This is a genomic window from Neobacillus sp. 19 (assembly GCF_049463095.1).
In the GTDB taxonomy this organism is placed as follows: Bacteria; Bacillota; Bacilli; order Bacillales; family Cytobacillaceae; genus Neobacillus.
This window is the reverse complement of sequence record NZ_JBMPZU010000043.1, coordinates 23,839-45,572: the sequence shown is the minus strand read 5'-3', so window position 1 is coordinate 45,572 and position 21,734 is coordinate 23,839. Positions and strand designations below refer to the sequence as shown.

Annotated in this window: 27 protein-coding genes and 1 pseudogene; 2 read left to right on the top strand and 26 right to left on the bottom strand. The window is 41.2% G+C overall.

Going from position 1 to position 21,734, the window contains the following annotated elements; genetic code table 11:
* Nucleotides 1-2: 2 nt before the first annotated feature.
* The 22 genes and pseudogenes from flhB to ACO1D1_RS13880 all read right to left on the bottom strand — a co-directional run bounded on the left by flhB (nt 3) and on the right by ACO1D1_RS13880 (nt 14,884).
* On the bottom strand, nt 3-1,094 hold the full coding sequence (gene flhB, locus ACO1D1_RS13985; RefSeq protein WP_423336256.1) for a flagellar biosynthesis protein FlhB: 1,092 nt from the start codon (nt 1,092-1,094) through the stop codon (nt 3-5).
* 15 nt (nt 1,095-1,109) lie between these two features.
* The gene (gene fliR, locus ACO1D1_RS13980) at nt 1,110-1,880 is read right to left on the bottom strand and encodes a flagellar biosynthetic protein FliR (RefSeq protein ID WP_423336255.1); all 771 of its coding nucleotides are present in this window, start codon (nt 1,878-1,880) and stop codon (nt 1,110-1,112) included.
* 4 nt (nt 1,881-1,884) lie between these two features.
* Nucleotides 1,885-2,154, bottom strand: a complete 270-nt coding sequence (gene fliQ, locus ACO1D1_RS13975; protein WP_423336254.1) for a flagellar biosynthesis protein FliQ — start codon at nt 2,152-2,154, stop codon at nt 1,885-1,887.
* Between the two features lie 14 nt (nt 2,155-2,168).
* The gene (fliP, locus tag ACO1D1_RS13970) at nt 2,169-2,909 is read right to left on the bottom strand and encodes a flagellar type III secretion system pore protein FliP (protein ID WP_423336253.1); all 741 of its coding nucleotides are present in this window, start codon (nt 2,907-2,909) and stop codon (nt 2,169-2,171) included.
* A gap of 15 nt (nt 2,910-2,924) precedes the next feature.
* Nucleotides 2,925-3,533, bottom strand: coding sequence for a flagellar biosynthetic protein FliO (locus tag ACO1D1_RS13965; RefSeq protein WP_423336252.1), 609 nt, complete (start codon nt 3,531-3,533; stop codon nt 2,925-2,927).
* A 14-nt stretch (nt 3,534-3,547) separates the two neighbouring features.
* Entirely contained in the window at nt 3,548-3,895 is a 348-nt protein-coding gene (locus ACO1D1_RS13960) for a FliM/FliN family flagellar motor switch protein (RefSeq protein ID WP_423336251.1), read from the bottom strand.
* Between the two features lie 23 nt (nt 3,896-3,918).
* Nucleotides 3,919-4,368, bottom strand: a complete 450-nt coding sequence (gene fliJ, locus ACO1D1_RS13955; protein WP_423336250.1) for a flagellar export protein FliJ — start codon at nt 4,366-4,368, stop codon at nt 3,919-3,921.
* The gene (fliI, locus tag ACO1D1_RS13950) at nt 4,365-5,690 is read right to left on the bottom strand and encodes a flagellar protein export ATPase FliI (protein ID WP_423336249.1); all 1,326 of its coding nucleotides are present in this window, start codon (nt 5,688-5,690) and stop codon (nt 4,365-4,367) included. Before fliI ends, fliJ begins: the two co-directional genes overlap by 4 nt.
* Complete coding sequence (locus ACO1D1_RS13945; protein ID WP_423336248.1) at nt 5,683-6,435, bottom strand: FliH/SctL family protein; 753 nt, start codon at nt 6,433-6,435, stop codon at nt 5,683-5,685. The genes fliI and ACO1D1_RS13945 overlap by 8 nt, the downstream gene beginning before the upstream one ends.
* Nucleotides 6,425-7,468, bottom strand: a complete 1,044-nt coding sequence (gene fliG / locus ACO1D1_RS13940; RefSeq protein ID WP_423336247.1) for a flagellar motor switch protein FliG — start codon at nt 7,466-7,468, stop codon at nt 6,425-6,427. The genes ACO1D1_RS13945 and fliG overlap by 11 nt, the downstream gene beginning before the upstream one ends.
* An 18-nt stretch (nt 7,469-7,486) precedes the next feature.
* The gene (locus ACO1D1_RS13935; RefSeq protein WP_423336246.1) at nt 7,487-7,870 is read right to left on the bottom strand and encodes a hypothetical protein; all 384 of its coding nucleotides are present in this window, start codon (nt 7,868-7,870) and stop codon (nt 7,487-7,489) included.
* Between the two features lie 34 nt (nt 7,871-7,904).
* A complete protein-coding gene (fliF, locus tag ACO1D1_RS13930; RefSeq protein ID WP_423336245.1) occupies nt 7,905-9,074 on the bottom strand; it encodes a flagellar basal-body MS-ring/collar protein FliF in 1,170 nt (389 codons plus the stop codon).
* Nucleotides 9,075-9,145: 71 nt separating this feature from the next.
* The gene (gene fliE / locus ACO1D1_RS13925) at nt 9,146-9,436 is read right to left on the bottom strand and encodes a flagellar hook-basal body complex protein FliE (protein ID WP_423336267.1); all 291 of its coding nucleotides are present in this window, start codon (nt 9,434-9,436) and stop codon (nt 9,146-9,148) included.
* Between the two features lie 14 nt (nt 9,437-9,450).
* Entirely contained in the window at nt 9,451-9,891 is a 441-nt protein-coding gene (gene flgC, locus ACO1D1_RS13920) for a flagellar basal body rod protein FlgC (RefSeq protein ID WP_423336244.1), read from the bottom strand.
* Nucleotides 9,892-9,900: 9 nt separating this feature from the next.
* On the bottom strand, nt 9,901-10,287 hold the full coding sequence (gene flgB / locus ACO1D1_RS13915) for a flagellar basal body rod protein FlgB (RefSeq protein WP_423336243.1): 387 nt from the start codon (nt 10,285-10,287) through the stop codon (nt 9,901-9,903).
* A 119-nt stretch (nt 10,288-10,406) separates the two neighbouring features.
* The gene (fliS, locus tag ACO1D1_RS13910; protein WP_423336242.1) at nt 10,407-10,778 is read right to left on the bottom strand and encodes a flagellar export chaperone FliS; all 372 of its coding nucleotides are present in this window, start codon (nt 10,776-10,778) and stop codon (nt 10,407-10,409) included.
* A 14-nt stretch (nt 10,779-10,792) separates the two neighbouring features.
* Nucleotides 10,793-11,152 carry a hypothetical protein gene (locus tag ACO1D1_RS13905; protein WP_423336241.1) on the bottom strand — a complete coding sequence of 120 codons (360 nt, stop codon included), beginning with the start codon at nt 11,150-11,152 and terminating at the stop codon, nt 10,793-10,795.
* Nucleotides 11,153-11,174: 22 nt separating this feature from the next.
* A pseudogene (fliN, locus tag ACO1D1_RS13900) lies at nt 11,175-11,420 on the bottom strand (flagellar motor switch protein FliN); the annotation flags it as partial.
* Nucleotides 11,421-11,538: 118 nt separating this feature from the next.
* Nucleotides 11,539-12,492 carry a flagellar motor switch protein FliM gene (gene fliM, locus ACO1D1_RS13895; RefSeq protein WP_423336240.1) on the bottom strand — a complete coding sequence of 318 codons (954 nt, stop codon included), beginning with the start codon at nt 12,490-12,492 and terminating at the stop codon, nt 11,539-11,541.
* Between the two features lie 87 nt (nt 12,493-12,579).
* Nucleotides 12,580-13,350, bottom strand: coding sequence for a flagellar hook-basal body complex protein (locus tag ACO1D1_RS13890; protein ID WP_423336239.1), 771 nt, complete (start codon nt 13,348-13,350; stop codon nt 12,580-12,582).
* The gene (locus ACO1D1_RS13885; RefSeq protein ID WP_423336238.1) at nt 13,350-13,781 is read right to left on the bottom strand and encodes a flagellar hook capping FlgD N-terminal domain-containing protein; all 432 of its coding nucleotides are present in this window, start codon (nt 13,779-13,781) and stop codon (nt 13,350-13,352) included. Before ACO1D1_RS13885 ends, ACO1D1_RS13890 begins: the two co-directional genes overlap by 1 nt.
* An 11-nt stretch (nt 13,782-13,792) precedes the next feature.
* Nucleotides 13,793-14,884 carry a flagellar hook-length control protein FliK gene (locus ACO1D1_RS13880; RefSeq protein WP_423336237.1) on the bottom strand — a complete coding sequence of 364 codons (1,092 nt, stop codon included), beginning with the start codon at nt 14,882-14,884 and terminating at the stop codon, nt 13,793-13,795.
* Between the two features lie 168 nt (nt 14,885-15,052).
* Between ACO1D1_RS13880 and ACO1D1_RS13875 the strand changes: the two genes are divergently transcribed.
* Nucleotides 15,053-15,742, top strand: coding sequence for a glucosaminidase domain-containing protein (locus tag ACO1D1_RS13875; RefSeq protein ID WP_423336236.1), 690 nt, complete (start codon nt 15,053-15,055; stop codon nt 15,740-15,742).
* 18 nt (nt 15,743-15,760) lie between these two features.
* Here ACO1D1_RS13875 and fliD read toward each other — a convergent pair whose 3' ends face one another.
* Nucleotides 15,761-17,305 (bottom strand): flagellar filament capping protein FliD, encoded by a 1,545-nt coding sequence (fliD, locus tag ACO1D1_RS13870; protein WP_423336235.1) that lies wholly within the window; start codon nt 17,303-17,305, stop codon nt 15,761-15,763.
* A 263-nt stretch (nt 17,306-17,568) separates the two neighbouring features.
* Between fliD and ACO1D1_RS13865 the strand changes: the two genes are divergently transcribed.
* Nucleotides 17,569-18,507, top strand: a complete 939-nt coding sequence (locus ACO1D1_RS13865) for an endonuclease (RefSeq protein WP_423336234.1) — start codon at nt 17,569-17,571, stop codon at nt 18,505-18,507.
* Nucleotides 18,508-18,557: 50 nt separating this feature from the next.
* On the opposite strand, the gene ACO1D1_RS13860 is transcribed toward ACO1D1_RS13865, so the two are convergent.
* The 3 genes from ACO1D1_RS13860 to flgL form a co-directional block, all read right to left on the bottom strand.
* The gene (locus ACO1D1_RS13860; RefSeq protein WP_423336233.1) at nt 18,558-19,697 is read right to left on the bottom strand and encodes a flagellin; all 1,140 of its coding nucleotides are present in this window, start codon (nt 19,695-19,697) and stop codon (nt 18,558-18,560) included.
* Between the two features lie 191 nt (nt 19,698-19,888).
* Complete coding sequence (locus tag ACO1D1_RS13855) at nt 19,889-20,707, bottom strand: flagellin (RefSeq protein WP_423336232.1); 819 nt, start codon at nt 20,705-20,707, stop codon at nt 19,889-19,891.
* Nucleotides 20,708-20,854: 147 nt separating this feature from the next.
* Nucleotides 20,855-21,733 carry a flagellar hook-associated protein FlgL gene (gene flgL, locus ACO1D1_RS13850; RefSeq protein ID WP_423336231.1) on the bottom strand — a complete coding sequence of 293 codons (879 nt, stop codon included), beginning with the start codon at nt 21,731-21,733 and terminating at the stop codon, nt 20,855-20,857.
* Nucleotide 21,734: the final 1 nt, after the last annotated feature.

Here is a 21,734-nt window from a genome sequence, read left to right as displayed (position 1 = left end):
TTTCACCTTCGCTGATTGCTTAATGTTCCTTTGATTCGATACACATAAGCTAATATTTCGGCCACCGCTTTAAACAGATCCTCGGGAATTTCTTCGCCAATTTCGACACTAGCATATAGAGCTCTCGCCAATGGCTTATTTTCCATGATGACAACCTGATGGTCCTTTGCGACTTCCTTAATTTTTAGTGCTAAAAAATCGGCCCCCTTTGCAACAACCATCGGAACCTGCATTTTCCCCTGTTCATAGGCAATCGCCACGGCATAATGCGTCGGGTTCGTAACAACGACTTGTGCGTTTGGAATCTCCTGCATCATCCTTGCCCTTGACATCTGCCGTTGTTTTTCCTTGATTTTATGCTTAATTAGCGGATCGCCTTCCGTCTTTTTATATTCATCTTTAATTTCTTGCTTCGACATCCGCAGCTTTTTGGCGAAATCAAATCGTTGATAGACAAGGTCCATTGCCGCAATCCCCAAATAGACAGCGGAAATTGCCAGTCCCATGCGAATCATCAATGAAGAGATAAAACCGACAATTTGAAGGGGATCCAATTGTGGAAGCTTAAGAAATTCACTCTTTTCGGACCAGAGCATCAAGCCGGCCACAACAGCTACAGCGATTACTTTTAACAATGATTTCACGAATTCTACAAGCGTCCTTGCTGAAAATAACCGCTTCGCTCCCGAAATCGGGTTCAGTTTTTTTAGGTCCCATTTAAGAGCTTCGGGTGCAATCAGAAACCCGACCTGGGATAGATTAGACACCAAAGAAGCAAGCCATGCAATAAAGATGACGGGCACCGCAATAAAAGCACTTTCTTTAAGCAGACCGACAAACAGCATGGGAACCGATTCTTCGGTCAGGTTCATCAGTAGCAAATCGGATAAACCTGAGCGAAATAGCTGATACAAGCGAACCGCCATCTGCTTTCCATAGATTGCCAGAATCAGAAACGATGCAAGCAGCACGATCGCATTGTTTAAATCCGTACTCTTAGCCACCTGGCCTTTTTTCCTGGCATCCTGCTTTTTCCGGGGCGTTGCTTTTTCTGTTTTTTCCGCAAAAAATTGTAAATCTAATTTTAAAAACATGCTCTATTTCCTTTATTAGCCAAATATATGCAACAAGTTTCCTAACGACTGAGTCATGATTGTAAACAGTTTCCCTAACACATAAAAAAAGGCCGACAGTGTAACATAGAGGACAATATAATGCATAATCATTTTCACCGGAATCCCAATGACAAAAAGATTCATCTGCGGTGCGGTCTTAGCTAAGATCCCTAAAGCGATATCGACTAAAAAAATCGAGCCCATTATCGGTGCAGCGATTAAAAAAGCAAGCCAAAACATATTTTTAATAGAATCCAAGGAGAGAATAACAAGATTACTAGATGCATCACTCGGGAACATCGAATCAATAGGAATCCATTGAAAACTCGCCATAACCCCTTGGATCAGAATATGATGACCGTTGACAGATAAAAAAAAGACCATTGCTAGTATGTAATAAAAGCGGCCAGTAATCGGTTCCTGAATACCGGACTGCGGGTTAAACATCGACGCCATGGCAAAACCGCTTTGCAAATCAATAAAGCTGCCGGCAAGCTGGACAGCATAAAAGAGTATCGCCGCAAAAAAGCCGAGACAAAGCCCGATTATGACTTCCTTCATAATTAGCAAAATATAACTTGAATCGAGCGCAAGTCCCTCTGGTAAATCCATCATTACCACGACGAGGATTGAAATAAATAACGCTGTTCCCCATTTAAAGGGTGCCGGTACTTGCCGCTCCATCCATAATGGTGCCGAAACAAAAAAGCCTGTCAGCCGAACAAACACAAGTAAAAATCCGGGAATATAGTCAAAATATTGCATCGCCTTATCCTATGAAACTCGGTAAGTTAGTTAAAATATTTCTAGTAAAATCTACTAAATGGGTAAGCATCCAAGGACCAAACACCAAGAGTCCCAAGAAGACTGCAATAATCTTAGGGGCAAATGATAATGTCTGCTCTTGAATTTGCGTTACCGTCTGGATAATACTTACAATCAGTCCGATAATTAAGGCAATTCCTAAAATCGGTGCTACCACCATGAGGGTGAGATAAATTGAATTTTGCCCAAGTCCCATTAGACCTTCAGCTGTCATAGCAATACACTTCCTTATTTAAAGCTGACAAACAATGACTCCACCACTAAATGCCATCCATCCACCAGGATGAACAGGAGGATTTTAAACGGCAAAGAAATCAGGGATGGCGGCACCATCATCATGCCCATCGCCATCAGAATACTTGCGACAATCATATCGATAATGACAAAAGGGATAAAAATAAGAAACCCCATTTGAAATGCTGTCTTTAGCTCACTTATGGCAAAGGCCGGGACAAGGGTGGTTAACGGGATGTCCGCGATGCTGTTGATATTCTTCTTCTTGCTGTAATCCAAGAACAGCTTTAAATCACTTTCCCGCGTCTGCTTCGCCATAAATTCCTTCATCGGCAAACTTGCCTTATCCATTGCCGCACTCTGGCTGATTTCTCCTTTAAAAAATGGCTGCAATGCCTGTTCATTCACCTGCTGCAGCGTCGGTCCCATAATAAAAAAAGTGAGCAATAAGCTGATCCCCATTATCACTTGGTTCGGCGGCATCTGCTGCGTCCCTAGGGCATTGCGGACAAAGGAAAGGACAATCGCGATCCTCGTAAACGACGTCATTAATAAGAGGATACTTGGAGCGACAGATAAAACTGTTAACAGAAGGATCAACTTCACGGTCATTGATGAATCATTGCCCGCCCCGCTGAAACTAATTCCCGGTAAGGTCGTTTCTGCCTGTACAGCTAAAGAACTTATTGAAAAAAGAAAAAACACTAAAGGTGTCAGAAGGAACACTTTTTTCATGCCCATCTCCCCCTTTCATGATCGGTCTTGCCTGTCAGCTTGGTTTGATTGGACATCCTTTAGCTGCTTGATGAAAAATTCATTCCATTTTTCCTGCTTTGTTTTTCGTTTGAAGAAATCCTGGTCCCATTTCCACTTCCACTTACCTTTCCATTGGCTGGTGAGATCAACGGGAGTCTGGGCAACGGACGCTAACAGTTTGGTTTGCTCCTCGCCTGGAGGAATCGTGCGAATGACGTTGATACTTTCACCTACACCTAGTATGTATAACGTATCTCCAATCATCAGGATCTGCACGGAGCGATTCGTCCCAAGCGGGTGGCCGCCAATCGCATGAAAGATGCCGCCAGCGCCGTGGACTTTTGTCCTTCGCGAAATAAAGCGCAATAAAAGATAGATTAGGGCGATAATTAATAGAAACGACCCGATAAATTGCAAGGCATATAGCCCTGTTGAGGCGGCTGGTGATTCCGTTCTGGCAGGGGTCAGGTTTTTTTCTTGCTGTGAATTTTTTTGGAATTGTTCATACACCGTTTTTTCACTTGCCAACGCCGACTGTACAGGCATGTTAACCATGAGAAATAGCGCTGTGAGCAATACCAGCCATTTTTTCCATTGATGCACAAACCTTTCCCCTTTCACTTCAAGTTTTTTTCCCGCTGCTGTTTTGAGACAATCTCTGCTACTTTTACGGACAGCTGCTCCTCTATTACCACTAATTCTCCTGTGGCCATTGGCATGCTATTTACCAGCATATCCACATTCTGGCCGGCTAGCTTGTCCAAACTGAGGACAGACCCCTTTTTCAGTTCAAGAATCTCTCGAACCGTTTTCTTTGTCCGGCCAAGTTCAAAGGATACTTGAACGGACACGTCGGTCAATAATGTTAGTTGTCTTTTTTCTTGAGCAATGGTCGGCTGTTCGATAATAGGCGAAAACTGCACCGATTGGACAGCTCCATACGCTTCGGTTCTTCCATCCTTCACGCTGCGATGCCCCTTTTCTATTGTTAAGTTTGTGACGATTCTTTGATTCGCTGATGAAAGTGGCGGATGGTTGCGATTTCGTCGAGCTGTTCCTGCTCGATTTTCTTCTCTTTTTGCAAAAAGGTATCATAGGCTTTTTCGCGCAAAAAAGTCCACATCCGTTCATCCTTGTGCTTTTGCATATATTTTTCCTTCCTGTTCCGGAGCTCATCTTCCATTTTTTGCAGCTTTTCTCTTGCCCCGTCAATCTTCAGGATTAAGAGATTCATATAGTGTGATTGCTGCTGGATTTCTAATAAGGAAGTCAGGCACTGGGATCTTTCATTGCGTTGATCATGCTCCTGCTCCAGCAAATAAATATCTGCCTGCAATTGATCCTTTTGCTTCACTAAACGGCCATACTCTAAAAACGCCTGCTCTTTTTCCTTTTCTTTCAGATTTAAAATATGTTCGTATGCAAATTGGAAGGTCATCTGCCGCTCCCTCCAAATCTTGATTGTAACTGTTCAATCGTTGCTGCCATAGAAGGTGATTCCGTTGTGCTTTGTTTCAGAAATTGATCAATCCAAGCCTTGGCATCGATGGCCATGTCAATTTCCCTGTCCGTTCCTCGTTTATAGGCACCAATTTGGATCAAATCCTCCGCTTTTTGGTATACACTTGTATGTTGTTTGACCACTTCCGCTGCCTGTAAATGTTCAGCGGGAACAATATCCTTCATCACACGGCTGACACTCGATAGAATATCAATCGCCGGATAAATTCCTTTCCGGCCGAGATTTCGGTCTAAGACAATATGCCCGTCCAAAATTCCCCTAACCGTATCCGCGATCGGTTCATTCATATCATCACCGTCAACCAACACCGTATAAAAGGCGGTAATACTTCCGTGTTCATTCGTGCCCGCCCGCTCCAGTAATCGCGGCAGCATAGCAAACACTGACGGAGTATATCCTTTCGTGGCGGGCGGTTCCCCGATTGCCAAACCAATTTCCCGCTGCGCCATCGCGATCCGCGTGACGGAATCCATCATCAAATTTACATTCATTCCCTGATCACGGAAAAATTCGGCAATCGCGTTGGCTATCATCGCTCCTTTAATCCGGATGAGTGCCGGCTGATCAGAGGTCGCGACAATGACAACCGATTTTTTTAAGCCTTCCGCTCCTAGGTCTCGGTCTATGAAGTCGAGAACTTCGCGCCCGCGCTCCCCAATCAGGCCGATGACATTCACATCGGCCTCGGTGTTTCTCGCCATCATCCCCAGCAGCGTACTCTTTCCGACACCGCTCCCTGCAAACACGCCGACCCGCTGCCCTTTTCCAACCGTTAACAATCCGTCGATCGTCCGGACACCGACACTCAATGGATCCGTAATTCTCGGTCTTAATAATGGATTCGGCGGCAGGTTATCTGCTTTTGCTTCCAATAGACCGGCAGGAAGATGACTGCCATCTAACGGATTACCAAGCCCGTCTAACACTCTACCTAACAGGTCAGTGCCTACCTTTGCCGTTAATGGTCTCCCAGTCGAAACCACATCACAGCCCGGGCCAATCGAATGAATTTCCCCCAGTGGCATTAGCAGCACCTTGTGGTTGCGAAAACCTACCACCTCTGCTTTGATGGGCTTTTGTTGCTGATTCGAATGAATATGACAAATATCGCCCAATGTCACATCAGGTCCCAGCGATTCGATTGTCAGTCCTATCACTTGGGTTACTTTTCCATTCATTTTGATGGGATTTACCGATTCAAGGACATCCATATAGGACTGAAGATTCCACTTACTCACTTGTCTGCAGCTCCTGCTGATAGATTAGTAACGCTTTTTTGATTTCACTTAATTGGACATCGATTCTGGCATCGACACTGCCTGAAGAAGTATGGATGATGCACCCGCCATGCTTGACAGAATAATCAGGAACAATCTTGATCTCAATTTTCCCGTCCACCACGGATAACAATTGTTCCCGCTGTTTTTGAACAAAAGCAAAGTCTACGGGCGAAACATTGATGGTTAAGGAGCTTGATTCATAGACAGAAGAAAGCACTTGCTTGATCATCGGCAGCAGTGCCTCTTGGTTTTGCTGCAGTTCCTGTTGCAAAATTTTTCTGGCAATCTCCAAACTCAACTCAATCACGAACGGTTCTGCCTCTTGAATCACCACTTGTTTTTCTTGATAGGCATGTTCGACAATGGTTCCGGCTTGTTCAAGAAGCTCGCGATATTGAAGCTCAGCATGGCCTTTCCCCTCGTCAAAGCCACTTTGATAGCCCTCCTGGTAGCCGCGCATTTTTTCTTCTTCCAGCTGGTGGGTGAATTGCTCTTGTTCCTGGCTTTTCCATTCAGCTAATTCTGCAGCAATTTGTGCTTTTTGCCGGGCAAGCTCCATTTCCAGCTGTTGATTGAAAAAGAAATCTTGCTCCTTCGCTCCATCTATTGGTTCTTCCTTTAGTAGTTGATTATTTGGCAAAGTGATTAATTTGGGTCCACTTTTCTTCACAACATGTAATGATTTTACGATCTTAGCTGACAAGGTTCTCTTCCTCTTTCATACTCTCTTCAACCGGCTCCCCTGCCTGTTGATTTCGAGAAATGATAATGACACCTTCATGCTCCAATTTTCTTACGATGCTGACAATCCGGCTCTGCGCATCTTCGATTTCTTTCTGACGAACCGGATCCGTGCTTGCCAGTTCTTCCTCCAGCCCTTCTAGGCGGCGCTTGGAAATATTCGTGAAGATGGCATTTTTAACGCCTTCACTGGCACCACGTAACGCAAGCGGAAGATCTTGATTGGAGACATCCATCAAAATCCGCTGAACGGAGCGATTATCGAGAATGGCAAGATCCTCAAAGACAAACATCCGCTGTTTGATTTCATTGGCAAGATCCGGGTCCTGATCCTGTAAGGTTTCAAGTATATTCTTCTCCGTGCCGCGGTCAACGCTGCTGAGAATAGTAACAATCGAATCGATGCCATTTTGACTATTCAAGTCACTTGAGTCACTCGTTGACAGTTTGTCAGCTAACGCCTGTTCTACCTGCCGGATGATTTCCGGTGAGGTGGTTCCCATTAGCGCAATCCGCTTTGAAATTTCGAACTGCCGTTCCGGTGAAATTAACGATAGAATCGATGCTGCTTTTTCAGAATCAATATAAGTTAAGACGAGCGCGATGGTTTGGGCATTTTCTGCCTGCAACAAGTGAACAATCTTTTTCGCATCCACTTGGTTTAAGAATTCAAATGGCTTTTCATCCGGGCGCTTCACCTCATCGATCCGATTCATAAAACTGGCTGCCTTTTCCTCACCAAACGTCCGAAGCAATAATTCCTTTGCGACGTCAGCCCCGCCGTAAGAAACGACCCTTGATGCAATGAGAAGATCATGAAATTCCTTCATTATTTTCTCGGTAACTTCAGGTGGAACCTTACGTAAATTGGAAATCTCCGTTGTAATACTCTCAATCTCTCGTTCTTCCATATGCTTCATCACTTGGACGGTCACATCCGGACCTAAGGAAAGCAGTAAGATGGCTGCCTTCTGGATGTTCGTATATTTTTCCATCTTAGTGCATCCTTTCTGTTATTCCTTCATCCAATTCCTAAGCAAGCCAACAAATTCTGCCGGCTGCTCTTTCGCCATTTGTTCGATTTGCTGTTTCAGGGCAACCTTCTCTTCCTCTTTATCTGCCACTGTTTTAATCATTTGCGGCTCAAACATCGGGAACACGTCATCCTCTGGTTCCACGGTCTTCTTCCTGCGTAAAACAAAAAACAGGATCAAAAAGAGGAGCAGTGCCCCGGCACCAATTAGACTATAAAGGAGCCAATCGGGCAGCATGGCACCCTTTTCAGGTTCGGCAGCTGGTGTCGTTTTGCCGCTAAATTCTCTTGGAAACACCGTAATCCGTGAGGCTGCATTTTGATCCGTTACATTCGGATTATCGCTTAATGCGGTTCGAACCACATTGGAAAGGATTTGTTGGATATTTTCTTTCGTCTCAAATTGTTAATGAACTCGGCTTCTTAGGATCAGGCGGTTCGACACCAACATTAATTGTCATATCCTCAATTTTATAAGGACTTTGGACAATCTCCTTCGAAATACGATTCACTTCATAATTAACCCGGCTTTCAATATCATCTGACTTACTTTCCTGCCCGGATCCGGTTCCGGCATATCCCGGCGTGTCAGATTGCCCTGTTCCGCTAACCCCTGCCGAGTTATCCTTCCCACTATAGGTTTTTTGGATTTTTTCAGCACTGATGGCAATCCCTTCGTTCGTTTCTTTATTAACTGGTTCAACAAGATCTTCCTTTGTTTTCACCTGGTCAAAATTTAAACGGACATAGGCTTGAACAAGTACTTTATTCTGGCCGATGATGGTCCCCAGCATTTGCTGAAGGTTTTTTTGAATATCCGCTTCCACATCCTTTTGAATTTTCCGCTGATCTTCATAGGAACCCGTGGCGCTAGCATTCTCCTGAGAAACATCGTCTAAGCCATTACCGTATTGGTCGGTCATGACAATATTCTCTTTAGGCAAATTAGGAATGCTTTTTGATACTAGATGGTATAAGGTTTGAATTTGCTTCGTTTCCAGGTCGGTACCGGGCTGAAGTGTAATAACCACGGAAGCCGTTGCCTTTTCTTTTTCATCAGGTTTAATAAACAACGTCTCTTTAGGCGTTGATACCATGACTTGTGCACTTTTCACACCATTAACATGTGAGAGTAAACTTGCAACTTGACCCTGCAGCGCTTCCCTCTCCATGGCATCGAGCTGCCGGTCTGTTGCACCAAATTGCATATTCTTGGTCATTTCTGCAAAACTGATGGATCCCGTTTTCGGAAGTCCTTTCGCCGCCAGGGAAACGAGTAAATTGGAGGCATCCTTTTCTGCAACTAAAATCGTTGTCCCGTTATTGTCCAACTGGTATTCTGTGTACCCTTCACGATCAAGTTCAGCCTTGATATCACCGATTTCCTGCTGGCTCATTTCGTTCGTGTAGAGCGGAACAAGCTTTGGCTTGGAAACAAAGTAAATGCTGAGAGACAATGCCAAGACAATAAAAATAAAGAGTAAAATTGTTAGAATCTTATTTTTCTTACTGACTGAGTTCCAATAATCAGTGATTTTCCCACTAAATTCACGTATCTGCTGATTCATGCTTTCTCCACTTTTTCCTTCTTAATATATATCGCATTCTTTTCTAAACTTAGCTGGCAGTGCTTCCGCTTTTAGATTTGCATTCTCATTATTTCTTGATAGGCTTCTACTGCTTTGTCGCGAACTTGTGTCGTTAATTGAACCGCGATGCTGGCTTTTTGTGCGGCAATCGTGACATCGTGCAAGTTGATATCTTCCCCTTTTGCTAAGGAAATCGATTTCGCTTCAAAATCTTTTACTGCGTGATCGGTCTGCTGGATATATTGGTTTAACATCGATTCAAATGATGCCCCGCCATCCGTTTTTTGTGGCTTTTGTAACGATAATAAACTACTGCTTGGGTCAATTCCTGTAATCTTCATCACATGTATACTCCCTATTTACCAATTTCCAATGCTTTTTGCAGCATCGTTTTCCCAGCATTAAAGGCTGTTACATTTGCCTCATAGGCTCTTGAAGTCGACATCAAATCAACCATTTCCTTGGTTATATCAACATTCGGCATCATCACATACCCTTGTTCATTGCTGTCCGGGTTTGCTGGATCGTAGACCGCTTTGAAGGGCGTCTGATCTTCGGTGATTTTATTGATACGGACCCCTGTGAGGTTTAATTCTTGCTTTAAGTAAGTATCGAAGGTGGATGGTTTATTGGGGGCAAGTTCTACCATTTTTCGGCGGTATGGTACCCATTTGCCATCAACAAACTCTCCTCTTGTGGTATTGGCGTTGGCAATATTCGAGGATATGACATCTAATTTAAGACGTTGTGCTGTTAGCGCAGAGCCGTTAATTGAAAGAGATTGAAACATGGACATCTACTTTACTTACCCTCTTCCTCTAATAGACATTTTCAATAAATTAAACTCTTCATTCATTCCATATGTAAGTGATTGATACCATAAGCTGTTTTTACTCATTTCCGTCATTTCTAAATCCAAATCGACACCGTTTCCATTATTCCTCATTATGGTATTTTCAGTTACTAGTTTAGGAGATGGAATAGGAAGAGAATTCCCAATGGCGAGATGTTTTTCATTCGTGCGATTTCCTGAAAAGGAGCTATGTATTTCTTTTTGCAGCATGTCCTCAAATGACACCCTTTGGGCATGGTAATTGGGGGTATCAACATTTGCAATATTATTCGAAATCGCTTTTTGCCTTAAAGATGAAGCATCTAGTGCTTGTGACATCATTCCGATTACCTGATTCATTGATTTCACCTACAAATATTTCATTTATGTGACAACGTTCGATATTATTCTACATTATTTTGGGTTTGTTGGAAATTAATTTTTTAATGTAGGAAAAAATAACTCCTAATGAATTCACATTAGGAGGATTTCCCTTGTTTCATCGCCATCGCCCACGTATTTCTTAGTTCTAAAAGCATGCTTTCAATTTCAACAATTGCTGCAACGTCCTTCGCTATATTGGCTTCTATCAAGCGATTTTTCATATAGTCATATAATGATACCAGTGATTTGGAAATTTCATAGTCCATATTTAACGTGGTCATTAGTTCTGTGATAATGTCTTGGGTTTTGACGAGTGAACTATTCGCCTTTGGAATATCCTTTTTTTCAATCGCCATTTTCGCCTGGTTCAGAAATTTGATGGCACCATTATAGAGCATGAGTGTAAGGTCCTCTGGGCGGGCTGTATTAACTTGATTTCTTAGGTAGACTTCCTGTGGATTTTGCATGTTACAACTTTCCCTCACTTTTTTGAATCATAAAAAATACCCTTGGAAACTGGTATTATTTCTTCGTATTGTTTCGTTAAAAAACTTTCATTTTGCTGGCTGCGCATCCGCTGGCTGAGCTTCTTTAATGCTTGCTCGAGCTTGTGCTTCATTTCAGCTTCCAGGAGCATTTGGTGTTGTAGCTGCTGCCTTACCTCTTCATTCATCAGGATTTTTCCAGCCTGCTGATCCAGTTGATCAATAGCGGCAATACACTCCTGCCGCTCTTCAAGCATGGCAAAAACCTCTGCATCACGGCCAGCTTCTACGGCTTTCTTCATATTTATCGTCTGCTCATAAAATCCCTTTAGCAGCGCTAATTTTTCTTCAATCATTTCTATTCACCTAGTTTAGAAGTTAAAATGGGGTTGGCAGGATCTCCGTTATTCTGACGCCAAAGTGCTCGTCCACCACTACCACTTCCCCTTTTGCAAAAAGTTTGTTGTTCACATATATATCAGCTGGTTCTCCGGCCATTTTGTCCAAATCGACAATCGAGCCGCTTGTCAATTCAAGAACCTCACTGATTTTCTTTTTCGTCCTGCCGAGCTCAACGACCACATCGAGCGGGATATCGAGCAGATGCTGTAAATTCATGGAATCCTCTAGTGGTTCCTGCGTTTCATTTGCCGTAAGCTCAGAAAATTGAAATGGTTCCTTTGACTTTGATTCACCGCTTCCGAGAAGTGACTCCATTTCCTCCTGTGTAAGCTTGCCTTTATCATTCATTTGTTTCTTCTCCTTCTAGCACTTGTTCAATCTTAATAGCCATCCGTGACTTCTTCGTTCCAGGGAAAGCCAAAAATTTCGTCTCATCATTAATTTTCACGTGCAGTGGTTCATCCACCTGCTGGTCCAATTGAATGACATCATTGATGGCCAAACCGAGAAAATCCTCTATCGAAATCGCGGCTCTCCCTAACTCCACCCGCACGGGAACGGTTAATTGTTCAAGTCGTTCCTGGATAAGGTTATTTTCTTGGTGATCCTTCATATCTTGATGTTGGACTAACAAGTTATGCGCAGAAAGCTTCGGAATAAATGGTTCTAATAATGTATAGGGGATACACAACTTCATCCGTTCTGCCACTTCTCCAAAACAGACGTCAAAGCTCAATACGACGACAGCATCTGTTGGGTCTGCAAGCTGTAAAAATTGCGGGTTTGTTTCAACATCCGCACTTTTCAACTTCAGCGTGATGATATCTGTCCAGGCTTTGTGCAAATTCTGAATGATCCCCTCGACAACGCGCTTCAACACATTTTTTTCAAGTGAAGTAATATCATTGTGATCCTCATTCACCCAGCTCCCTTTTCCGCCAAGAAGCCTGTCAATCATCGCAAACGCTAGAGCCGCCGGTATGTTTACCGCCATTCGCTGCTCCTGTCCAGCCGCTTCCAGCACGGAAAGGACCGAAAAGCCCGGCAGCGTTTGAATAAATTCTTCATAGCTGGACTGTTCGGACGCGGTTATATCAACCTGCGTGATGGAACGAAGCAGAGTTGAAAATGTTGAAGATAAACGATAGGCAAACGATTCATGAATTTTCTGAAGCACACGCAGCTGCTCTGACGAAAGACGCCGCTGTGCCCGCTTAAAATCATACACCTTCACATTCGCTGTACGATGAGCTTTAGTCAATTCTTCCTGTGAAATCGAATTACGATCAGCCATTCCCATGTTCCTCTCAATCTATTAGTGCCAGAAAAAAGTAGAGGAAGGGGGAAACGTTTCACTCCCCTATCCCCTTTTCGTTACTGTTTAACGTTTTAAGTTCACCAATTCCTCTAAAATCGAATCGGAAACAGTGATAATTTTTGCATTTGCCTGGAAGCCGCGCTGGGCGGTAATCATATCTGTCATTTCTTCAGATAAATCAACATTGGACATCTCAAGCTGGCCGGCAAGGATTTGATAACCCGGGCTAGCCACTTTTTGGGTATTATCAGTTACGGAGTATAATGAACCTCCCACTTTCATTAAACCATTCGGGTTCGTTACGCTTGTTATACCGATAGTCGCAACATCTCCAGTTGTTCCATCCGTTTTAACCCCCGTAATTTTCCCATTCGCATCAATGGAATAGGATACATACCCTGCAAGGGAAATGGTTTCACTGCTGTCATCAATAACCATCATTCCCTCTGGATTGACGAGATTGTAATCTTTATCGACAGTGAAATTACCAGCCCTTGTTAAAAATTCCTCCGCTCCCTTTTTCACCATAAAAAAGCCGTCTCCGTCAATATAAAGATCGGAACCATTTCCAGTGGAAGTTGGGCTTCCCGGCGTGAAGATGTTGTCCACACTGGCAACCTTTGTTCCTAACCCTACTTGCAGCGGATTTATTCCACCTGCTCCAGGTGTTGGAGCCGTTGCGCTTTTTAGCGTTTGACTAAATAAATCCTCAAACACCACCCGGCCTTTTTTATAGCCGACAGTATTTACGTTGGCGATATTATTTCCGATAACATCTAGCTTTGTTTGGAAGGCACGAAGGCCGGATACCCCTGTATTTAATGACCGTAACATTATTTTTCCACCTCATTATGATTAATTTCCACTGATTGAATCGCAGTTGCCGGCACTTCTTGAGTACCAATTTGAAAATAAACCTGATTGTTTTTCGTTTGAATCCCGGAAACAATCCCGCTTTCCAGCTGTTTTGTTTCCGGATTGGTCCAAGTTACCTTTTTATCAAGCATATTGGAATATTGCGCTAAATTATCATGATTCGTAAATAAGTAGGCAGAAAGATTATTATTTAAGTTGGATAATTGCTCCAACACACTTAGTTGCGCCATTTGCGCAATCATTTCCCCGTCCTTCTGCGGTTGGGACGGATCCTGATTTTGCAGCTGGGCCACCAATATTTTTAAAAATTGCTCCTTGCCCATCTCTTTTTTCAGGGAAGTACTTGCTGTTTGCTGCGAATATGTATGTACGGATTGAATAGTTGACAATGAATACACCTCTAGACCGTTGTGTTAATTTGTGAACCCCATCCTATTTCGGCAGAGAAATCGTGATAATTCTCCTCATTTTGTTGGCCGAAGCGATCATTTCGTTTGCGGGAATCGGGCTGACTTTGTCGTTGGTTAGAATCACCCTTCTGTGAAAAGGAATTCGCCAAATGGCTATATTGCTGGATAACGTCAATTTTATCGACCTGAAATCCCTGCTGCTCCAGCGCCGTATGAAGCGCAAGTACATTGGTTAGCAGGACATCCTTTCCCATCTGGGTATTCGCAATAAATTCCGCTGTCACTTTGCCATCCTTAATCAGCACTTTCACCTCTACTTTCCCTAACTGCTCCGGCTGCAGGCTAAAGGTTGCTTCTATTCCCTCTGTCGCCTGATGCATTTTAATGGCCGCTTGGAAAAATTGCTGTACGTCCTGATCAAAATTTGTCAGACGGACTGGTACGGTGGGGATAGGTGTTTCACTTGATTGAACCCTACTCAACGGTGCAACAGTCGGTTCTGTATTGACAGCAGGAATAAACCCGTTCGTAATGCCATGAATCGGTACTTCGTTTTTCTTACCCATTTGAAGGATTTCTGGCTGTAATGATGAAAGCAATTCTGCAGGTTTTTCCAGCAATTCTACAGGTACTTGGGATTTTGCATGAGGAGGTGCTGCTTCGACCACCTTCTGTTGAAGAAAAGGAACCTCATTTTCAGTAAAATCTACTGGCAGCTGAATCAATGGTTGGTTATTTTCCACTTTTCCCAATGCTTGATCATTTCCCTGTTGTAAAAATGGCTGGTCAAATAGTTGCGCATTTTCCATTAACGGTTGCCGGGTTAAGGGACTAGCATCTAGGTTAAAAGATTTAGGGTTTATTTGTATAGGCAATCCTGGTTTTGTCGGCAGCTGGACCATCGAAGGTTGCATTGTGGCCACCACTAATCCGAAAAGCGCATCAACACTAGCCTCTTCATTGTCTGTCTTGTTTTGAGCGGTTTGCAGCCATTCATCAAACACCGCTGTCTGTTCTTTTTTCTCAGATTTACTATTTGTACTTTGTATGTATTGACTATCCACTAATGGAGGCTGAATCACCTAATGGCCACCTACTATTCTATAACTTTACTACCATAAGAATAATCGTTTTCAAGCAATCAAACAACACGAAAAAACAAAATATGACAAAATTATTTTTATTTCGTTCCAATTTCGACAAAATCAGGTAAAATAAAATGGTATGCAGGCTTGAAAGGAACGAAAATCATGAACATACCTTCCCTATTTAGTAATCAATTAATCAAATTAAATATCAGCCAGAACAACACCCCATCTAAAACAACAAGCAGTTCCTTTTCCTCACTTTTAAGCCAAGTCATTCTCGAAGCTGAACTTGCCAAAATCGGCGGCACGAAGAATGATTCCATCGTGGATTTCTTTTCGATGATGAATGCGGGGGTTATTCCAAATTCATTGAACACACAAACTGCGAATCTTGAAGGGCTGCTGTCGACTTACACTTCTGAAACTTCACTTCCATTTGATGATGTCCATTCCACTGCCATGGATGCCCAACTAAATGGTGCGCTTAAAAATAAGGGAAATATCTTTGTTGAAGCCGGCAAAAAGTATCAGATTAACCCTGCCCTGCTTGCCGCGATTTCCATTCATGAAACAGGCAACGGGTCATCAAATGCGGCAAATTACAAACACAATGTCGCCGGGATGATGGGGAAAAATGGCTTAAAAACATATGCGTCTGTTGAGGAAAGCATTTTTGACATGGCTCGCAATCTCCGAAAAAATTACCTTAATGAAGGAAAAACAACCATCGCCCAAATTGGGGCAAAATACGCACCAATCGGCGCCGACAACGACCCAAATCAATTGAATAATCATTGGGTAACCGGAGTCCAACACTACTTCGATCAACTAACAAAGGCCGATTTCGCTTAATCGAAATCGACCTTTTCTTTATTGACCACCGCTAAATTGTGAATATAACCACGAACCCTGGGAGTTAAATTTATTTACCGCCGCTTCCATCGCGGCGAATTGTTTGTAGTATTGGTTTTCAGCTTTATTTAACCGGTCATTCTGACGGGTAATATCCTTTTGGATGTTCGATAATAACTTACCAATCATACTTTGGTCATACTGTGAACTTCCTGTTAATCCTGCTTTTTTTGTTAATTCACTAATCCCTAGAGTCATTGTTTCGGATAGTCGATGAATGATTCCATTAGTCCCTTTATCCGTTTCACCAATTTGTGAAAATAAATTTCTTATTCCATCTGGATCCGCCTGTATAGCTGCACGTAATTTTGTTTCATCCAAGTAAAGCTTTCCCTTATCTTGATAGCTTTTAGAAGAAATCCCAAGTGCTGACAAGGAATTATATGTACTTCCATTGCCCACTATGGAGTTCATAACACTCCGCATTTTATTAACTAGGTCCTTAATAATACTATCACCATGGAGTAGCCCACTTTTTGCTTTTGCTTCCCATTGTTCTATTTGCTTTTCGGACATTTCGCTGCGTTGATCATCCGTAAGAGGCAGAAAATCACGATAAACCGCTTCATCATTTGCTTTATTTAATTTATCTAAAAGCTCATTGTATTTATCGATAAAATCTTTAATGTTTTTAACTTCTGCATCGATGCTTTGGGAAACAGTTATTGTACTTGAAACAGGTGTACCACTTGCATCCATACTAAGGCTCTTTAAGGAAAGGTTTATTCCCATTATCATGACATTATTTGATGACGTTTTAACCAGGTCGCCATTAAAGGTTAACTCAGCATCTTGCCCTTTTTGTACCCCTGCCCCAATCTTTAAAGTGTTATTTAAAATATTTTGACTTTCTGTCGTCCCATCATCATTTATTTCAATTTTAATATTTTCACCAGTAGCTTTTGACCTTACAATAAATTGTTTTAAGGTAGAATCATAAAACGCCTGCAAACCTAAGTTTTTACCCGAAGAATCAGCTGCGCTATTTATATTAGAAACAACCTTACTTATCGTGTCACCTGGATCAATCGCTATATCCGCCTCTTGAAAAATCGTTGAATCTTTCGGGTCATTATAAATCTTAATTTTTATCGATGTCTTGGCCGCCAACTGTCCAGCATCCCCTAATGTTTGATTAGGATTTAACAGAACATCTTTTCCTGTAAATGTCGCTGATTGAGCAAGCTTGTTTACCTTAACAGTATAGGTCCCAGGTATTGCACTGGAGGTAGCTGTTCCAGTAACCGAATTTGATAGACTTGAAGAAACATCAAACGTATTGTAGGAACCCGACAGCTTCATATTAAAAAGTGTATTTGTATTAAATGAAAGCAAATCTTTATTCCACTGGCGATAAGCATCACTAAACCAAGTTTGCTTTTGTTGTTTTTGTTTAAGTTTATCAAGAGGGATTTTCTCGACATTCATCAATTTTTTGACCATTGTGTCAGTGTCGAGACCTGTTGCCATACCAGTAATCCTTGTTATTGAAGAACTATCCAATTATCTTCACCTCACACAAATAGTGATTTTTTTATTTTAGAAAGAAATATTAAAAATTATATAAGCGAATTTTACTATTTTACATTTTGAGAACTATTACATAATGATAGGTTTATGAGATAATTTCTTTTTCTAAATACCTAATACCATGTATCGGCATTTTTCGTTATTAAGTTGAGTAATTTCAATTGAAATATTTAGTATTTCATCTGATATTATGTTACAATAAGAACATAGGTTCTATATAAAAAGGAGATGGAAACATGGAATCCGACATTAATAGCAGATTACACTCACAAATATGCGGAAAATTACTCGGGGATGGTAGTTTTACCAAGCAAGTGGGTAGAAAACCGAGATTTCAATATACCCATAAAGTTGATGATTTTGAATGGGCGAATTATTGTTATAAACAATTAAAAGATTTTATTCCATTAAGTCCACCTAAATATTACCGAAAAAACGATCCTCGTGTAAAAAAAGGCTTTACAGAATGTTACTTTGTACAGTCAAAAACAAGTCCTATTATTACACAGTTGGATTTGATTTGGTATCCTAAAAGAAAAAAACGAATCCCTTTTAACTATCTTGATTCATATTTTACTGAAGAATCGCTAGCATGGTGGTATCAGGATGATGGTCATTTAAAAATAGAAAATGGCATTCATAGAAAAATTATTTTGTCCACCGATAATTTTTCCTCATATGAAAATCAAAAGCTTCAGTCTTTATTATACGACAGATTTTCATTGCGCTTTTCACAAGACGGTCAAAACCGATTATTACTCTATGATCAGACACAAATGTTGTACTTTAACAGATTAATAAGCCGTTATATGCATCCTGCTATGAAAAGAAAAATAATAAAGCCTAATCAAGATGTAGCAATGCCTCCTCCGAAGATATCAACTCTTTATCTACATAACGATATATTTATTATTATGCCTACATATGAAATTAACAAACAACTGAATGTTCTTCCTTATCTTCTCAAATTAATAATCTCCAATGATTCCTACATAAATTTTTATAAAAAAAATATTGAACCGTTAAGGAATCCACTTCCTAATAATGTCTATAGAATAGCATTAAATCCACAACATTGGTGCCCCTTAAATTTCTTCAAGAAAATTACGGGATTAACTTTCAGTAATATTGTTAACCTTTGCTTTAAGATAGATCATAAAAAAATACCATATTAATAACAAAAGAGATTCTAGGAACCCTAGAATCTCCTTGTATATTTGTTCTATTAACGAAGTAGCTGAAGAACACTTTGCGGTTGTTGATTCGCCTGAGCCAACATTGCTTGTGCCGCTTGTGCAAGAATACCGTTTTTACTGTTTTCCATGACAGCTTTTGCCATATCAACGTCGGTGATACGTGAGCTTGCAGCAGTTAAGTTCTCATTTTGTGCATCCAAGTTATTTACAGTGTGTTGTAAGCTATTTTGCCAAGCACCAATTTGACTTCTCTGAGTTGATACGAATTTAATTGCGTCATCAACTGCTTGTAATTGTGTTGCAAAATTGTTTGTTGTAAAATCTTTTACATTAATAGATTGGATATTCAATCCTCCTGCAGTACCTAAATCACTACTGTCTACACTGCTAATCGAAATATCAAGTTTCTGACCACTATTTGCACCAGTTTGAAGGGAAATTCCGCTTCCTGTTACATCGAATTTCCCGCCAGCTGCAGCACTATCAACTCCTGATATATCATTCTTTTGCGCTTCCAATTTAATTCCTAATTTATCAAAATTATATTGGTCTCCAACATTAACTGTTGCAAGGTTAGATACTTTTATAGTTTGGGATAATGTACCCGTGGAATTTGTAACTGTAATTTCTCCAGCCGTTTTAGTATCCACTTTATATCCATTTCCAATTGCAGCACCTGTAACATCTGCTATTTTAAATTTCCCTGTTCCATTTGTTAAATCTGCACCTACAGTTGCTGTTTTCGCCCCAAGTGTACCACTTAATAATGACTGTCCATTAAATTGTGTATCAGTTGCAATTGAATGAATACCATCGATTAGTGTATTAATTTCCTTTTGGATAGCATCTGTTTCCTCAGTATTGTTAGTACCATTTTTGGCTTGAACTACTAATTCACGCATTCTTGTTAATTGATCTTGTATTTCATTTAGACCACCATCGGCGGTTTGTAATAAAGACATTCCCTCTTGAGAATTACGAGAAGCTTGTTCTAATCCTCGGAGTTGATTTCTCATCTTTTCTGAAATAGAAAATCCTGCAGCATCATCTGCTGCACTATTAATTCGTTTACCTGATGATAATTGTTGCATAGACTTAGATTGTGCGGCTTCATTTCTTGTTAATTGACTATAGGTGTTCATTGCCGAAAGATTGTGATTAATTCTCATTATTATGTACCCTCCTTTTGTGATGAGGAACTTCATCCTCTCTATATTTATGTATCGACAGTGCTTTCTTAATTGTATAGAGGAGATGTGAAATAATTTATCTTACTTTGTATTTTTCTGAGGAATATTGTCTAATCAACAACTCAATACATTTAAAAAGCACTCAAAAGAGTGCCTCGAATTAGTATTATCTATTGCTTCAACAACTGTAAAACCGAATTAGGTTGGCTATTCGCTTGAGCTAGTATTGCCCCGGAGGCTTGGAAGAGGATATTATTTTTTGCTAATTCCATTGATTCAAATGCCATATCCGCATCTTCAATTCGTGAATTGGCAGCTGTTAAATGAAAAACCATATTTGCTACATTGTTTAGAACATGCTCTAATCCATTTTGATAGCTACCGTATTTTGTCCGCTCATTTAAAACTTTTTCGAAAGCTAGATCGATGTTTGCAATGGCTTTTTCTGCTTCTTCTATCGGATCTACCTTCACCGCATCTATACCTAATGTTGTTGTTCGGGCATCTGTTAATTCTATTTTAATAGTATCTCCTGATCCGGCACCCACTTGTAGGTTAATATTTTTTGCGGGCAGATTCAGTAATGGGATCCCATTAAAGTTTGTGTTATTTGCAAGGTCATTGATCCCTTGTTTAATTTGTTCAATTTCTGTTTGGATTGATTGACGGTCCTCTTTGCTTAACGTGCTGTTTGCAGCTTGGATAGCGAGTTCCCTCATTCTTTGCAGCAACGGATTCTCAATCTGTTCTAATCCTCCATCGGCTGTTTGAAGAAGGGAAATTCCATCTTGAATATTATGTTCCGCTTGTTGAAGTCCCCTAATTTGTGATTTCATTTTCTGGGAGATGGCCATCCCAGAAGCATCATCGGCAGCATTATTAATTCGTAATCCCGAAGATAATTTTTGTGTCGCACTTGCCGTCGCTTTTTCATGCTTATTCATTTTATTTAAAGTGTTTGCTGCAGTTAAATTATGATTAATTATCATCTGGATCACCTTTGCATTAGCTATAATTTTCTCTATTTACTTGTATCGGCATGTGATCATCCGTTGTCTATCCTTAAAAATAAAATACTTAAAAATGCCGTCAAAAAAACTCGCTAAAGAGAAAGCGAGTTTTATCAACTATTTGATTTATCTCAAAAAATCCACCAATGTCGGCTGTATAATCCTCGCCCCTGCCGAAAGCGATGCCTTTAGAGCTGTTTCCTGAGCAGTTAATTCTATATATGCCTGGGCATAATCTGTATCTATTGCCTTTGACAGCATTTTTTGCTGAAGCAAGCTGGCTTGGTCTAGTTTATTGACAGCTGACTCTAGTAAATTCTGATTAGCACCAACAATCGTTCGTTGGTTTACTACATTATCAAACTGCTTATCTAGCGAACCCAATAGATTAGTAGGGTTTTGACCGTCCTCTAATTCTTGAATCAATGAATCCAGGGTTTGGAATAAGTTTTTCCCGTCCACTGAAAAACCAAATACTGATTCGGCATTTACATTCACACTCACTGACATCCCTTGGCCGACGTCCCAATTCATGCCGGAAGCAACCACATCGCTTAATTCGTCATCACTGTATGGAGCCTTGCTCTGATCCATTCCTGAAAAAAGATACTTTCCCATGAAGTTGGTATTGGCAACACTGCCGAGCTGGTCTTTTAGTGAGCGAATTTCTGTGGCGATGCTTTTTCGGTCGACCACGTCTGACGTATCATTGCTCGCCTTGACCGTTAATTCACGAATGCGCTGAAGGACGTTTGTTGCTTGATCTAAGGCGTCATCGGCAGCGGTGAGCCAGTTGATTCCGTCCTCGGCATTGCTCTGATACTGTTCTAGCTGCATAATCGAAGACCGTTGTGACAATCCTTTGATGGCGGCCATCGGATTATCGGATATCTTTTCATATTTCACCCCTGAAGCGATTTGCTGGCGTAATGAATCTATTGAGGCATTGTTCCGCTGCAGATTTTGGTTAAATTGCCGTGTCACCATAAGCTGTGTTATGCGCATA

Coding starts and splice junctions, on each gene's coding strand:
- flhB (WP_423336256.1), bottom strand. CDS start 1,094: ATGTTTTTAAAATTAGATTTACAATTTTTTGCGGAAAAAACAGAAAAA.
- fliR (WP_423336255.1), bottom strand. CDS start 1,880: ATGCAATATTTTGACTATATTCCCGGATTTTTACTTGTGTTTGTTCGG.
- fliQ (WP_423336254.1), bottom strand. CDS start 2,154: ATGACAGCTGAAGGTCTAATGGGACTTGGGCAAAATTCAATTTATCTC.
- fliP (WP_423336253.1), bottom strand. CDS start 2,909: ATGAAAAAAGTGTTCCTTCTGACACCTTTAGTGTTTTTTCTTTTTTCA.
- fliJ (WP_423336250.1), bottom strand. CDS start 4,368: ATGACCTTCCAATTTGCATACGAACATATTTTAAATCTGAAAGAAAAG.
- fliG (WP_423336247.1), bottom strand. CDS start 7,468: ATGGAAAAATATACGAACATCCAGAAGGCAGCCATCTTACTGCTTTCC.
- fliF (WP_423336245.1), bottom strand. CDS start 9,074: ATGAATCAGCAGATACGTGAATTTAGTGGGAAAATCACTGATTATTGG.
- fliE (WP_423336267.1), bottom strand. CDS start 9,436: ATGAAGATTACAGGAATTGACCCAAGCAGTAGTTTATTATCGTTACAA.
- flgC (WP_423336244.1), bottom strand. CDS start 9,891: ATGTCCATGTTTCAATCTCTTTCAATTAACGGCTCTGCGCTAACAGCA.
- flgB (WP_423336243.1), bottom strand. CDS start 10,287: ATGAATCAGGTAATCGGAATGATGTCACAAGCACTAGATGCTTCATCT.
- fliS (WP_423336242.1), bottom strand. CDS start 10,778: ATGCAAAATCCACAGGAAGTCTACCTAAGAAATCAAGTTAATACAGCC.
- ACO1D1_RS13905 (WP_423336241.1), bottom strand. CDS start 11,152: ATGATTGAAGAAAAATTAGCGCTGCTAAAGGGATTTTATGAGCAGACG.
- fliM (WP_423336240.1), bottom strand. CDS start 12,492: ATGGCTGATCGTAATTCGATTTCACAGGAAGAATTGACTAAAGCTCAT.
- ACO1D1_RS13890 (WP_423336239.1), bottom strand. CDS start 13,350: ATGTTACGGTCATTAAATACAGGGGTATCCGGCCTTCGTGCCTTCCAA.
- ACO1D1_RS13875 (WP_423336236.1), top strand. CDS start 15,053: ATGAACATACCTTCCCTATTTAGTAATCAATTAATCAAATTAAATATC.
- ACO1D1_RS13865 (WP_423336234.1), top strand. CDS start 17,569: ATGGAATCCGACATTAATAGCAGATTACACTCACAAATATGCGGAAAA.
- ACO1D1_RS13860 (WP_423336233.1), bottom strand. CDS start 19,697: ATGAGAATTAATCACAATCTTTCGGCAATGAACACCTATAGTCAATTA.
- ACO1D1_RS13855 (WP_423336232.1), bottom strand. CDS start 20,707: ATGATAATTAATCATAATTTAACTGCAGCAAACACTTTAAATAAAATG.
- flgL (WP_423336231.1), bottom strand. CDS start 21,733: ATGCGCATAACACAGCTTATGGTGACACGGCAATTTAACCAAAATCTG.